This window comes from Myxococcus sp. MH1, assembly GCF_059738865.1.
Window position 1 is genome coordinate 4984820 of the sequence record NZ_AP026947.1, and the last position, 13933, is coordinate 4998752.

Sequence of the window (13933 nt, forward strand, 5' to 3'; positions counted from 1 at the left end):
TGGAACCGCGAGCGCCGGGGACGCTCGGGCTCCACGGGGCCTGACTCAGGAGCGCAGCGCGACCACCGTGACGCCGTCGCCGCCCTCGTGGCTCTCTCCCGGGCGATACATCCGGATGTAGGGCGAGTTCGCCAGATAGTCCCGCAGCGCCTGCTTCAGCGCGCCCGTGCCATGTCCGTGGACGATGAGCGCGGCCTCTTCACCGCTGCGCATGCCCTGGTCCAGGAAGGACTCCACCTCCGCCAGGGCCTCGTCCGCGCGCATGCCGCGCACGTCGCAGCGGAAGTTCATCGCGTCCACCGGCGCGCCCGCCGCCGTGGACGCGCGCTTCAGCGCTGCATCCTGCTTCTGCCGCTCCGGGAACTTCGCCTGCTGCGGCTTGCGCGTGCGAGAGCCCGACAGCTCCGAGGTGGGCACCCGCATCTTCATCGCGCCGCCCGCGGACACCACCGCGTGCCCATCCGCCAGCTCGAGGATCTCCACATCCCGAGCGAGCCCCGAGTGGTGCACCCACGCGCCGACCTTGAGGTTCACCGGCGCCGGAGCCTCCACCTGGAACAGCTCCGCCCTCGCGGCCAGGGCCCGCTTCTGCGCGTCCTCGGCCCGCTGCAGCAGCTGCTGCCGCGCCTCCGACAGCGCCTTCTCGTTCTGCTCGGCGCGCAGCTTCGTGAGCAGCTTCTGGACCTCCGTCGCCGCCAGCTCGCTCGCCGCGTGGACGTCCTCGTTGAACTGCATCATCTTCGCGCGGCGCTCGCGCTCGAAGGTCTGCTTCTGCTTCTCCAGCTCCACGCGCAGCGCCTCGGCCTCCTTCGCCGCCACCCGCGCCTTCTCCAGCTCCTCGGAGAGCTTGCGCCGCTCCTCCTCGGCCGCCGCCAGCGCCTGCGACAGGGGACCGCCCGCGTTCATCGTCAGCTCACGGGCGCGCTCGCACACCCGCTGGGGCAGGCCCACCCGCGCCGCGACCTCGATGGCCGAGGACTGTCCCGCGGCGCCAATCTGGAGCCGGTACGTCGGCGCCATGCGCTTCGAGTCGAAGCCCACCCGCGCGTTCAGGAAGCGCGGGTCCATGTGCGCCAGCGCCTTGAGCTCCTCCAGGTGCGTCGTCACCAGGGCCACGGCGTTCTTGGCCAGCAGGTCCTCGAGCACCGCGATGGCGATGGCCGCGCCCTCGCGCGGGTCCGTGTCCGCGGCGATCTCGTCGATCATCACCAGCGAGCCCTCGCCGACCTCGGCGATGATGTCGCGCAGCATCACCACGTGCGCGCTGAACGTCGACAGGCCCTGCGCCAGGTCCTGCGAGTCGCCCACCGTCGAGTGCACCGAGCGGTACAGCGGCATCCGCGAGCCTTCGCCCACCGGAATCGGCAGGCCCGCGCGCAGCATCAGCGCGCACAGCCCCACGCCCGTCAGCGTCACCGTCTTGCCGCCCGCGTTGGGGCCGGACACGATGAGCGCCTTCGCCCCGCCGTTGAGCGTCACGTCGTTGGCCACCACCTCGGTGCCTCGCAGCACCAGGCGAGGGTGGCGCAGCATCCGCAACTGGAGCTCCGTGGCGCCCGCGAACTCCGGCGTCGTCGCGTCCAGGTCCGAGGAGAGGATGGCCACCGCCTCCACCTCGTCCAGCTCCGCCACCGCCTCCAGGCCCTCCAGGATGCGGTCCGCCTCCCGGCCGAGCAGCTGGCTCAGCTCCTGGAGCACCCGCCGCTCCTCCTCCAACACCACCGACTGCGCGATGGCCAGGTCGTTGCCCAGCCCCACCATGGCCTGCGGCTCCATGAAGAGCGTCTGGCCCGTCTGGCTCGCGTTGTGGACGATGCCGTCCACCTCCGCGCGGTAGTTCGACACCACCGGCACCACGTAACGGCCATTGCGCAGGGTGTAGTAGTTCTCCCGCAGCTTGGCGACGAAGCCCTGGTCGTGGAGCATCTCGTCCAGGCGCGACTTGATGCGACGGTGCAGGCCGCGCGCCCTGTCGCGGGCCTCGCGAAGCTCCGGGCTCGCCCGGTCCGAAATCTCACCGTCCGGTTCGAAACACTGGTCGATGCGCCGGGCCAGCGACTCCAGCAGGGGCAGCCGCCGGGCGATGTCCATCAGCCGGGGCACGCGCTCCTTGCGCTCGTCCAGGGCCTCGCGGGTGCGCACGAAGGCGAACAGGAGCTGGGCGCCGTCGATGAGCTGCCGGGGCTCCAGGGTGCCGCCCTTGGCGGCGTGGCCCACGTGGATTCGCAGGTCCACCACGCCGCCGAGCGGGAGGGAGAACTGCTCCTGGGAGAGGGTTCGCGCCTCACCCACCAGGGCCAGCGCCTCCGAGACCTGCTCGGCCGTGTCGAGGAACGGGCGGGCGAGCACGCGCTCCCGGCCTGGCTCCGTCCGACACCGCTGCGTCAGCGCTCGGAGCACATCCGCGAATCCGAGGTCTTCCAGCGTCTTTTGGGATATCTGCACGGTCATGGGTTTCATGCGTGGCCGTCCGGCCGTCAAGAGGATCTATTGAGGCGCCCGGCTCGGCTCTGCTATCTGCCGCGCATGCACTGGGTCATCCTGGTGGCGTGCCTGGCGGGCGCCTCTGACGCCGCACAGCCCTCCGCCCTGACGGGAGCGCGAACCCCGGCCGCCGCCCCCTCGCCCGGCACGCTGTCGGACGCGCTCGCCCTGGAGGCGGGTGGGGACGACGCCGCCGCGCTCCAGGCCGTGGAGGCCCTGGTTCTTAGCCAGCCCCGGTGGGAGCTGCCACGGATGGAGGCGGCCCGGCTGCTCCTGAAGCTGGGAGGCTCCATGGAGCAGGCCGAGGCCCACCTGGAGGTCGCCACCCGCGAGGCCCCCACCAACCCCCGCGCCTGGTACCTGCGGGGGCTCCTCTGGGAGGAGCGCGGCAACCCCATGCAGGCGGCCCGCGCCTACGAGACGGCGGTGCAGCACCGGGGCTCCTACGAGGAGGCCCGCTTCCGGCTCGGGGGCCTGTGGGTGTCGCTGGGCGACCTGCTCAAGGCGGAGCTCCACTACCGCTACCTGGCGCGCGCGAAGCCCGAGTGGGTACAGGTGCGCCTGCAGCTGGCGGACGTGCTGGAGAAGCAGGAGCGGCTGCTGGACGCGGAGACGGAGCTCTTGGCGGCGAGGAGCTTCCAGCCGGACAGCCCGTTGGTGCTCCGGCGACTGGCCGACTTCTATGACCGCACGGAGCGGCCCCAGCTCGCGGCGAAGGTGCGCAAGTCCATGGAGCCGCAGGAGAAGCGGCGCATGCGAGCACTCAAGCCGTCGCGTCGCTGACGGTCGACGTCGCGATGCGTCGTTGCGATTGCACCCCAGAGCGTGGCGCATAGACTGCGCGCGCTTTGAAGACCGCCAACCTCGCCATCGTCTTCACCGACATCAAGGGCTTCACCGAGCGGACCAGTCGGCAGACGCTGGAGGAGAACCAGCGGCTGCTGCGCATCCACGGTGCCCTGCTGTCTCCGCTCTTCAAGGCGTTCGGTGGCCGCATCATCAAGTCCATCGGTGACGCGCTGCTGGTCACCTTCGAGTCGCCCACCCAGGCCGTGCTCAGCGGCGTCGCCATCCAGGACCGGCTGTGGCACCACAACCGGGTGTCCCCGGAGGCGGACCAGCTCCACGTGCGCTTCGCCATCAACGTGGGCGAGGTGCGCCTGGATGGCAACGACATCTTCGGCGAGCCGGTGAACATCGCCGCGCGCGTGGAGGGGCTGGCCGAGGCGGGCGAGGTGTACTTCACGGAGGCCGTCTACCTCGCGATGAACCGGGCCGAGGTGCCCGCGCGCGAGGTGGGGGCCTTCGAGCTCAAGGGCATCCCCGGGAAGATCCGCGTCTTCCAGGTGCCGCGTGCGCCGTACCGGGTGGAGGCGCCGTCGGCGGGCGCCATCGCCGAGGCGCCGGGCAGCGAATCGAATCCGCCCTACGGCAACCTGGCCCTGTCGCGGGTGCCGGAGTCCGCGCTGGAGGCGCCCGGCGGAGAGCTGGCGCAGCTGGGCGTGAAGGCGGCGGCGCTGGGCCAGAAGGCCGCGGCGGGCGCGGCGGTGCTGGGGCAGCACGCGGTGGTGTTGGGGCAGCAGGCGGTGGGACTCGGGCGACATGCCACCTCCCGCTTCGAGGAGGTGGGTGGCGTCTCGGGGGCGTTGAGGGCGCTGTCTTCCCAGCGCAAGGCGCTGGTGGTGGCCGGCTGCGTGTTGCTGGCGGTCGCGGTGGCGGGCGTGGGCATGGTGGCGCTCGGTGGCGGCCCCGCGATGCGGGCCATCTCCGCGGTGGAGAAGGCGCCCAAGGCGGAGCGCGACCCGCTGGTGAAGGAGGCGCGCAAGGTCATCGCCGAGGAGCAGGACCCGGGCCAGCGGCTCTACCTGCAGGGGCGGCTGGACGAGGCGATGGAGAACACCCGTCGCTCGCTGGAGGACTACGGGCGCTCGGCGAAGGTGGGCAACCGCGACGCGGAGAAGCGCATCATCGAGTTGCTGGCGCATCCGACCTGCAACGTGCGCGTGGCCGCGGTGGACACGGTGCGCTCGCTCAAGCTGACGAGCGCGGTGTCGGCGCTGGAGGACCTCGCCGAGGATGGCGGCCCGGATGATGGCTCGGGCGGCTTTCTGGGCATGGGGAAGTGTGACTCCCGGGCGTATGCCGAGCACGCGCTCAAGAGCTTCAAGGATTAGGCCCGGGCCCGGATGGGCTCGCGCGAGGAAGGAATCACCGTGACGAAGGTGAAGACGGGACTGGATGTCTGGGTGGAGCAGGGCTTCTGCGCGCTGAAGGGCAAGCGCGTGGGCGCCATCGTCAATCCCACCAGCGTGGACTCGCGCTTCCGGCACCTGGCGGACCTGTTGTCCCAGGCGCCGGGCGTGACGCTGGCGGCGCTGTTCGGCCCCGAGCACGGCGTGCGCGGAGAGGCGCAGTACATGGTCGCCGTGGACGAGGCGAAGGACCGGCGCACGGGCGTGCCCGTGCACAGCCTCTATGGCTCCACCTTCGAGTCGCTGTCCCCGCGCGCCGAGTGGCTCAAGGGGCTGGACGCGCTCGTGTTCGACATCCAGGACGTGGGCAGCCGCTACTACACCTACGTCTACACCATGGCCCTGGCGATGAAGGTGGCGGCGAAGGCGGGCGTGCCCTTCTACGTGTTGGACAGGCCCAACCCGCTCAACGGCGTGGCGATGGAGGGCAACCTGGTGGGGGAGGGCTTCCGCTCCTTCGTGGGCCTGTATGCGCTGCCCAACCGTCACGGCATGACGGCGGGGGAGCTGGCGCGGCTGTTCAACGCGCAGGAGGGCTTCGGCTGCGACCTGACGGTGGTGCCGTGCGAGGGCTGGCGCCGCGAGCAGTTCTGGTCCGAGACGGGCCTGCCGTTCATCTCCCCGTCGCCCAACATGCCCACGCCGGACACGGCGCTGGTGTACCCGGGCATGTGCCTGGGCGAGGGCACCAACGTCTCCGAAGGACGTGGGACATGCCGCCCGTTCGAGCAGTTCGGCGCGCCCTGGGTGGACACTGACGCGCTGCTGGCGCGGCTGGCGAAAGAGCAGCTGCCGGGGGTGGCCTTCCGCGCGGTGGGCTTCACGCCGACGTTCGACAAGTACCGGGGTGAGTCCTGCAACGGGGCCTTCATCCACGTGACGGACCGGCGGACGTTCCAGCCGCTGCGCACGGGCATCGCCATCTTCCAGGCGTTGCACGACATCGGCCCGGGGAGGTTCGACTGGCGGGCGGACGCGTACGAGTTCGTGGAGGACGTGCCGGCGTTCGACCTGCTGTGCGGGACGGACCAGGTGCGCCGGGGCATCCTGGAGGGGTGGAGCCTGGACCGGCTGATGGAGGGGTTCCAGGCCCAATCCGAGCGCTTCGCCGGGCACAGGGAGCCCTACCTGCTGTACGCTTGAGCGTGGGACCTTCCACGTGATTGGTGTCTTCTCCGACAGCCACGGCGACCTTCAAGCCTTCGATGCGGCCTACGAGCTGCTGCGCTCCCTGGGGGCGCGGCGGTTCCTGTTCACGGGCGCGCGCTACACGGACCTGGACGAGTGGCTGCTCTGGCGCCGGCAGAAGTCGCGCGGCGGCCGGGAGTACTCGGACGCGGACTTCCTGGCGGACGTGAGCCAGTGGCTGGGCAGCCAGGACGCGCTGCCCCGCACGCCGTCCCGGGGCGAGGCCCCCGCGGATGTGGCCTCCGAGGAGGACCGGCGGCTGGTGATGGAGCGCTTCGTGCGCGTGCCGGAGCGGGACTCGCTCCAGTATCGGGACCCCGCCATCAACAACAAGGCGATGGACCTGCTGGGCGACACGCTGTGCTGCGTGGTGCACGACAAGAACGACCTGACGCGCGAGGACCTGCTCAACGCGCTGGTGTTCATCCATGGGAAGGACCCGGAGCCCAAGGTGGTGCAGATTGGCCCGCGCTACTTCCTGACGCCGGGGAGGCTGGTGGGCGCGGCGGAGCAGACGTGCGCGCTGTTGGACCGGGTGGACCGGGAGCTGCGCTTCTCCGCGTACCGGCTGGATGGCCACGTGGTGCTGGAGCCCCGCGTGCTGACGCTGGACAAGAAGTCCCCGAAGCTGACCTTGAAGTGACGTGAGGCCCTGACGTGCAGGTCGCGCTGCTTGGAGGCTCGTTCAACCCGCCGCACGTGGGGCACCTGATGGCCGCCTCGTATGTGCACGCGACGCAGGGCGTGGACCAGGTGTGGCTGATGCCGTCCTGGCAGCACCCGTTCGGCAAGCAGATGGAGGACTTCGACCACCGCATCGCGATGTGCGAGGCGATGTGTCGGGAGACCTCGGGCTGGCTGAGGACGACGCGCATCGAGAGCGAGCCGGGGTTGACGGGGCGCACGGTGGACACGCTCGAGCTGCTGGTGGCGCGTCATCCGGACGTGCGCTGGTCCATCATCATCGGCAGCGACATCCTGAGGGACCTGCCGCACTGGAAGGACTTCCACCGCATCGAGGCGATGTCGCGCGTGCTGGTGCTGTACCGCGCGGGCTATCCGGCGCCCAACACCGTGGGGCCTCCCTTGGCGGAGGTGTCCTCCACGGAGATTCGCGAGCTGCTGGCCCGAGGCAAGGAGCCCTCGGACCTGGTGCCCTCGGGAGTGCTGGCCCATGCCCGCGCGGCGGGGCTGTACGGGCTGGGCCGCGCGCGGTAGGTCGTGGCGGTTCGCCAGGAATCAGGGCCCGTGCTTGATATGACCGTGGGCATGTCGCTGACGCGTGCCCTGTGCTCCCTCGTGCTTCTGCTGTGTCTGACGAACTGCGCGTCGCGTGCCGTGGATGTGAAGCCGTCGTCGTCCTCCGATTGCGCGAAGGCCTCGCTGTTCGAGCGCTTCGCGCGCGGCGGCATGGTGGCGTCGCTCGCGGGAGGCGACGTTCGCCTGTCGGTGATGGCGGATGTCCACAGCGCGGACTGCGGGACGCCCGACTGCTACTTCACCCGGCTGCAGGCGGTGTTCCGCTTCGAGGCGGGGCAGGGCTGCCGGCTGCGTGAGGTGGACGTCTTCACGGAGGACGGTGGCTGCAACGTGGGCGGCGCGTTCGAGCCTCCGAAGCAGGAGACGTTCTTCCCGGACGGTGCCGCGGACCTGTCCGCGCCGACGCTCGGCCAGCTCACCCTGCGCACGCGTCAGGGAGACCGCGCCCTCGTCCTGGTGCCTCGGAACCTCTTCTACTTCGCGGACGTGAAGCCGGGCGCCCCGCTGCACACGTCGCTCCCCGCGGATGCGGAGGGCGAGGACGCGTGCTGCTGGGGCGCGTCCGTGGCGGAGTCACACTTCCGCGATTAGAGGCCGAACCCCACGAGGTGCAGGTCTCCCAGCCCATCGTCGTAGCGACGGGCGAACTGGTAGAAGATGGAGAACGGCACCGACTGGCCGATGGTGGACTGCAGCGACAGCGCGGTGCCGAAGGCCCCGTGGTTGTCCCGGTTGTCCGTGCGCGCCAGCGTCCCGAAGACCTCGAGCTGGAGGTTGCTCACGAACAGCGACGGGAACAGCCACAGCGTGGAGGCCCAGCCGTAGTCGATGGGCATGCGGTAGCGATACGTCGCCGTGCCGACCATCGCGTTCTTCGCGCGGAGGGTGATGTCCTCGTAGCCGCGCACGTACTCGCTGAAGGCGATTCCGGGCTGGAGCTGGAGGGGGAGGGGGCGCGTCTCCGTGGATCGGCGGCTGCTGTACCAGGTCTGCCCCGCAGTGAGACCGCCGACCTCCAGCAGGCCCTCGGGCGCGCCGGGCAGATAGCGGCCCACCGCGGAGAGCTGGAGGTGATCCCTCCCGATGAAGAAGCCCGCGAGGAACGCGTCCAGGCCCACGCGCAAATCACCCACCGTCGAGTCCAGGGCGAAGGCCCCCGGATAGATGGCGGCGCTCAGGTTGATGCCCAGTCCGCGCTGGAGACCGCCGTAGGACGTCGCATCGCCCGCGAAGTAGGACGTGGAGACCTCCGGACCGATCAGCCGGGTGACGAGGCCGGGGAAGCGGCCCACGGCGTCGTACTCGCGCCGCAGGGCGAGCACGCCAATCGTCACGGGCGTCGTCCAGAATGTACGCGACGCGTAGGCCAGGGCCTGCAGGTCCGTGCGCTCGTTCTCGCGCAGGCGCGACACGGAGGCCTGGAGATACCAGGGCGCGAGCTGCGCGTTGCCGTACGCGAGCGCGACGTTCGGCTCCTTGTCCTGGGTGCTGTAGGCGAAGGACAGCGCGTAGGCGTGGAAGCCGAGCCGGTCCTGTCCCGCGAGCGCGAGGCCGCCGCTGAAGATGAGGTCGTCCGAGTCCTCGCTCTCGGTCGCGAGCCACACGTAGGGCAGGCGGAACTCGGGGATGAGGAAGCCCTCGAGCGTCGAGTAGGGCTCATCGCCGAGGACCGTGACGGCCTTGCCGGGGTCCGGAGGCGGCGCGACCACAGGCGCGTCCAGGTCTCCCAGGTCCGCGACGGGCACGGTCGACGGCGGCACCGCGATGGGCGGCGGCGCGGTGGGAACGGTCTCCGCGAGAGGGGCATCGGGCGCGGCGGGGAAGGGCGTTGGCGTGAAGTCGCTCGGTGGTGGCTCGGTCCCCGCGGGTGTCTGTTCGTTGGCGACGGGCGTGTTCGCCGGACCGGGCGGGCTCGTTGCCTCGGACGTCACGTTTCCCGTCTCCGGGGTCGACGCGACCGCTCCCGTTGGCGGCGCTGCATCCGGTGGGGAAGGAGCCGGTGCCGGTGTGACCTCTTGCCCCGGCATCGATGACGCGGCGCCCTGCTCCGACGGCGACGTTCCGGTGGGGGCGGCGGTGAGCGGAGGGGGGCTCATCGGCGAGTCCTCCGAGGTCGCCTCGGCGTGCGAGGACGTCGTCCCCGTGGGGGCAATGACGGGAGCCACCGTGGCCTGTCGCTCGGGGATGTCCACCATGGGCGCGTGGTCGATGGTGAACGCGGTGCCGTCCCTGTTCAGGAACGTCACCTCCTTCGTGCCCACGGGATTCACGTCCAGCACCAGGAAGGGCGCGTCGGTGATTCGCTCGAACGCGCGCGTGTCGACGTTCATCACGTGCGCCTGGAGGCGCGTCTCGTACTCCCGCAGGAACACGATGCGTTCCGCGTCCAGCCAGCGCGGCGAGTAGTTGAACTGCCCATCTCGCGTCAGCCAGCGCAGTCGGCCATCCTCCTCGCGCATCACCAGGTCCCAGCCCTGGCTCCCGCCGAGCGGGAACACGATGCGCTTCCCATCCGGAGACACGGAGGGCGGCCCCACCGGGGCGCTCGCCTCGAAGCTCGTGAGCGGCTCCTGCTTCCCCGTGTCCAACTCCAGCCGCCGCAGGTTGGCGGTGTCCCCCTCGACGTGGACAAAGACATACGCCTTGCCGTCCGGGGTGATGCTCCCGCCCATGCCCTTCAGGCCATCCCAAACGCGCACCACGTCGCCCGAGCGCGCGTCCACGCGCCACAGCTTCGCATCGTACGCGCCCACCGCGTTCAGGTCCGCCATGACCAGGTACAGCCACGCGCCATCCGCGCTGAACGACATGCCGCTGACCAGCGTGGACGTCCCCAGCACCCAGCGGCGGAAGGGCAGCAGCTCCACCAAGGGCCGCTCGAAGCGCACGCGCCCGTCCTGCTCGCGCACCGTCAGCCGCGAATACTCCGTGCGCCCCACGCTCACCAGCGCTGTCGTCCCCGAGTCCGGATGCGAGGCGAGCCGCGAGAAGTAGCCCGCGTCGCGCTGCCACACCGTCTGCGTCGGAGGGCGCTCGCGGACGATGAGCTGCTCACGCAGGTTCTTGGTGAACTCGGCGAACAGCGAGCCGATGTCCCGGCCGTATACCCGCTTGAAGCGCAGCGTCACCGCGATGGGCGGGATGATGGTGCTGCCCTGGTCATCCACCAGCTTCCAGAGCTTCTCCTCGCCGTACTGCGAGGCCAGGTACTCCACGAAGTGCATGCCCGTCAGGTAGTTGCCGCCGAACGGATCCAACGCGCGGTTCTCCGGTGACAGGAACCCCGGGTCCATCCGGCCGTCACGCGCCTGCACCACCGATTCGAACCAGCCACGCCACACCGGGCTGTGCGGACGCCCCGTGTCCTTGCCGAAGCGGCCCTCGTAGTACGTGGCCAGGCCCTCCAGGAACCAGGACTCCGTGAAGGTGTTGGGTTGGAACAGGCCCCCCGTGAAGGTGTTGAGGAAGCCCCAGAGCCCGTCCGCCTGCTGGAGCTGCACGTAGTGCACGGCCTCGTGGCAGGCCACGTCGCCCACGTCCACCTCGCCCAGCCCGAAGAGGTGGAACAGCTCCAGCGTCATGTGCGCCGGCATCACCATCTGCTGGGGGACGCTGGCGTAGTCCGGGACGACGTACGCGTTGTTGAAGTTCGCGCTCGTCAGGTAGACGAGGACCTTGTCCCTCGGCTTCTGCCGCACGGTGTGGCCGCGCAGCCGCTCCACGCAGCCCTCCAGCCTCGCCGCCATGCGCAACGCGGAGGCGCGCAGGTGCTCCGGGTAATAGAGCTCCAGTGTCTCCGTCGTCAGCTTCCGCATCGAGTCGCGCGCGAAGGACGTCTGGATGTCTTGGGGAAAACGGGGTGTGACGGAAGCGCACCCCCAGCATGTCAGCAGGAGACAGACGACCCAGGCGTGCCAGCGGAGGGGCCGGCGGGTAGCAGGCATGGGAGCCATCCTACTGGCCACAATTCGTAGCCACGAACGCGTTTTTCACGGTAAGGGGAGGCCCTCCGCTTCCCTTACGATTTCGGATTCCTCCATGTCCCAACCGGATACCCAGGCGCATCCTGTTCCCCAGCATGTCCACCAGGCGCAGCTCCAGGTCGCCGCGGCCCTCGAGAAGGCCGAGGGCAAGCCGATCGATCTGCTCAAGGCGCCCTGGGCTGATGTGGAGAAGGCGGTCGCGAAGGTCCTCGGTGGCCCGTTCCAGGTGAACCAGCCCGAGCACCAGACGCTGGCGCTGGGCCTGGCCGGCGCCTTCGCCATGCGCCTCATCATGGAGCACCAGGCGTTCTGGTTCCCCAACCGGGACTCGCCCGAGGGCGCCACGCTGGGCTTCCCCGAGGCCATCATCATGCTGTCGCCGTTCGGCGCGGCGATGGACGCGCTGGGGCAGAGCAAGCTGAGCCGGCTGGACGACCTGGCGGGGGACATCCGCCGTTCGCTGGGCCAGGCCCGCTTCGGCACCAACCCGGCCCAGGCGCTGGGGGGGCAGGCCCCCAAGCTGACGCCGGTGGACTACCAGCGGCTGTTCGACCCCGGCTTCCTGCAGTTCGTCGTGGTGGACCCGGCGAAGGCGAAGACGGCGCTGGAGACCAAGCCGGATGTGCTCGCCCGTGACGTGCGCGCCGCCCTGGGCCGCGCGCAGGACCTGCCGGCCGAGGCTCGCCAGCAGTTCGAGGGGCAGATCGTCCAGTCCCTGCAGCGATTGGATCCCAGCAAGTCGCTCATCGAGCAGGCCGAGCGCGCCCCGCGTCTGGCGGAGCTGATGGTGCACCTGTTCGCCACGGTGAACGGCACGGGCTCGGCGCCCGAGGACTTCTGGCACGACATCGTCCTGCCGCTGCTCTTCATCGGCGCGCCGACCACGTTCCCGCCGCTGGATGACGAGGAACTGGAGCTGTTCCGCAACGGCGCGGACCCGCTGCCGCTGTTCGTGGACGTGGTGCCGCACGCGCACAGCGCGCCGGACGAGGGCCTGCTGGGCGCGTTCGAGATGAGCGACATCGGCCTCTTGCACCCGGGCTTCGCTCGGGTGGGCGCGCTGCGGCTCATCCGCATCGACCCCACGCGCATCAAGCCGCTGCTGGCCAGCTTCGACGCGCAGAAGCTCGCGACGAGCATCAAGACGTTCGGCGAGACGGTGGCGACGGCCGCGGGCAAGCCGGTCAACGACACGCCGCAGGGCAAGGAGATGCTCCAGGCCTCGCTCACGCTGCTGTCGGACCTGAAGCGCGGCGTGGGTGAGGGCAAGGGCGAGCTGTGCCTGCGCCGCCTCACCGAGGCCGAGGCCGCCTCCGAGCGCGCCCTGGGTTCGGTGCGCAAGGGCCTTCAGGGCTCGCTCATCATCACCTGAGCCGCTTCTCCAGCGCGGCGCGCGATTCAGGGCTGAGTCTCTCCGAGACGAGCTTCAGCGCGCGCCGCGACAGCAGTCGGTAGATGGGGGCGAGGTCGTCCGGGAGCGCATCCAGGTGCGCGCCGACCACGCCCGCATCGCCCCGGACGATGGGACCGGTGAGGCTCCCGGCGAGGCCGCGTGCGTCCATGCCTCGCAGCGCGGAGCGCATCAGGGGCAGCAGGGCGCGGAGTGCTGCGTCGGGCGCGATTCCCGCGGTGCCGAGCGCCGCGACGGCCGCGTCGGCGAGCGCCACGACGAGCCCCGCGCTCATCACCGCGCCCGCGTGGTAGGCGGGGCGGTGAGCCTCGGGGACCTCGATGGCTTCGAGCTTCACGTCCTCGGCCATGTGGCGAAGCACTTCGCGCAGGGGGCTGGAGCGCGTGCTGATGGACGCGGTGTGGCCGGCGAGCGAGTCGTGCGCGGACGACACGGCGCAGAGCGGATGGAACGAGCCGAGGGCGCGGCCTCGTGGCTCGCCGAGGGCTTGGAGTGACAGCGCTCCGGCCGTGTGCACGAGGGCGACGGAGCGGGGCAGGGTGCTGGCGAGCTCTTTCGCGACGCGGGGGACCTCCGCATCCGGGACGCAGAGGAGGATGAGCCGCGCGCGCCGCAAGTCCTCGGGTGTCGATGGCTTCAGGCCGAGTGCTGCGATCCGCCGACGACCTTCGTCACCGCGTGAGTGGAGCGTCACGGGCCAGCCCGTCGCGCTCAGCGCGAGACCGAGGGCTCCGCCGAGGCGACCTGTTCCGACGATGACGACAGGGGGACGCTTCGCTGAGCGTGTGGCTCGTGGAGTCGGTGCGCTGGTGACGCTGCCGGGTGCCGGGCGGATGTTGGTGGTGTGGCTCGCGGAGGTGCTTCGTCGCGGGGGCTTCACGCGCTTTGCGCTGGTGGCGACAGGAGGCGTAGCGGGCGGTGTGACGCGGTTCGCGACGGGGAGTTCCTGCGCTGCCTCCGTGGGCTCGACGCCTGAGGGGGCTGACCGCTTCGCGGTGGAGGTAGCTCGCTTCGCGCCGGGTTTTCTCGATGATGCTTCGGCCTGCGCGGCGCCGGCGGATGCGGACCGCTTCGTGGTGCTGGTAGCTCGCTTCCCGCCGGGTCTGTTCGATGAGACTTCAGCCTGCCCGGCGCCAGTGGATGCGGACCGCTTCGTGGTGCTGGTAGCTCGCTTCCCGCCGGGTCTCTTCGATGAGACCTCGACCTGCGCGGCGCCGATGACGGTCTCGAGGGTCGTCGGAGAGCTCTCCTGATGAGGCTCTATCCCCCCGTCGCTGGCGGACGCGGGGCGCTTCGCGGTCGCGCGGCCCCGGGAGGATTCCTTCCTCGGGGCACTTCGCTTCCGCGAGGCGCGC

At 70.6% G+C, this 13933-nt stretch carries 11 protein-coding genes; 8 read left to right on the forward strand and 3 right to left on the reverse strand.

Translation table 11 applies throughout. The features are described from left to right. Positions 1 to 45: 45 nt before the first annotated feature. The gene (locus AC6JA9_RS19835; protein ID WP_497960717.1) at positions 46 to 2451 is read right to left on the reverse strand and encodes an endonuclease MutS2; all 2406 of its coding nucleotides are present in this window, start codon (positions 2449 to 2451) and stop codon (positions 46 to 48) included. Between the two features lie 75 nt (positions 2452 to 2526). Between AC6JA9_RS19835 and AC6JA9_RS19840 the strand changes: the two genes are divergently transcribed. From AC6JA9_RS19840 to AC6JA9_RS19865, 6 genes are all read left to right on the forward strand, one after another. Then, complete coding sequence (locus AC6JA9_RS19840) at positions 2527 to 3267, forward strand: tetratricopeptide repeat protein (RefSeq protein WP_267701078.1); 741 nt, start codon at positions 2527 to 2529, stop codon at positions 3265 to 3267. Positions 3268 to 3332: 65 nt separating this feature from the next. Then, positions 3333 to 4658 (forward strand): adenylate/guanylate cyclase domain-containing protein, encoded by a 1326-nt coding sequence (locus AC6JA9_RS19845; RefSeq protein ID WP_223750010.1) that lies wholly within the window; start codon positions 3333 to 3335, stop codon positions 4656 to 4658. Between the two features lie 39 nt (positions 4659 to 4697). Further along, entirely contained in the window at positions 4698 to 5879 is a 1182-nt protein-coding gene (locus AC6JA9_RS19850; RefSeq protein WP_223750009.1) for an exo-beta-N-acetylmuramidase NamZ family protein, read from the forward strand. A gap of 16 nt (positions 5880 to 5895) precedes the next feature. After that, positions 5896 to 6567 (forward strand): hypothetical protein, encoded by a 672-nt coding sequence (locus AC6JA9_RS19855; RefSeq protein WP_223750008.1) that lies wholly within the window; start codon positions 5896 to 5898, stop codon positions 6565 to 6567. A 14-nt stretch (positions 6568 to 6581) separates the two neighbouring features. Next, positions 6582 to 7142, forward strand: coding sequence for a nicotinate (nicotinamide) nucleotide adenylyltransferase (gene nadD / locus AC6JA9_RS19860; protein ID WP_046713480.1), 561 nt, complete (start codon positions 6582 to 6584; stop codon positions 7140 to 7142). Positions 7143 to 7172: 30 nt separating this feature from the next. Continuing rightward, the gene (locus tag AC6JA9_RS19865) at positions 7173 to 7775 is read left to right on the forward strand and encodes a hypothetical protein (RefSeq protein ID WP_223750006.1); all 603 of its coding nucleotides are present in this window, start codon (positions 7173 to 7175) and stop codon (positions 7773 to 7775) included. Here the strand turns inward: AC6JA9_RS19865 and AC6JA9_RS19870 are convergent. Beyond that, on the reverse strand, positions 7772 to 10999 hold the full coding sequence (locus tag AC6JA9_RS19870; protein ID WP_497960436.1) for a TolB family protein: 3228 nt from the start codon (positions 10997 to 10999) through the stop codon (positions 7772 to 7774). The genes AC6JA9_RS19865 and AC6JA9_RS19870 overlap by 4 nt on opposite strands. 223 nt (positions 11000 to 11222) lie before the next feature. Here AC6JA9_RS19870 and AC6JA9_RS19875 point away from each other — a divergent pair, with 223 nt between their 5' ends. Continuing rightward, complete coding sequence (locus AC6JA9_RS19875) at positions 11223 to 12539, forward strand: hypothetical protein (protein WP_141329576.1); 1317 nt, start codon at positions 11223 to 11225, stop codon at positions 12537 to 12539. Here AC6JA9_RS19875 and AC6JA9_RS19880 read toward each other — a convergent pair. Next, positions 12532 to 13458, reverse strand: a complete 927-nt coding sequence (locus AC6JA9_RS19880) for a Rossmann-like and DUF2520 domain-containing protein (RefSeq protein ID WP_408890566.1) — start codon at positions 13456 to 13458, stop codon at positions 12532 to 12534. The genes AC6JA9_RS19875 and AC6JA9_RS19880 overlap by 8 nt on opposite strands. Here AC6JA9_RS19880 and AC6JA9_RS19885 point away from each other — a divergent pair. Then, the gene (locus AC6JA9_RS19885; protein WP_408891844.1) at positions 13388 to 13831 is read left to right on the forward strand and encodes a hypothetical protein; all 444 of its coding nucleotides are present in this window, start codon (positions 13388 to 13390) and stop codon (positions 13829 to 13831) included. The two genes, AC6JA9_RS19880 and AC6JA9_RS19885, sit on opposite strands and share 71 nt — an antisense overlap. Positions 13832 to 13933 lie beyond the last annotated feature (102 nt).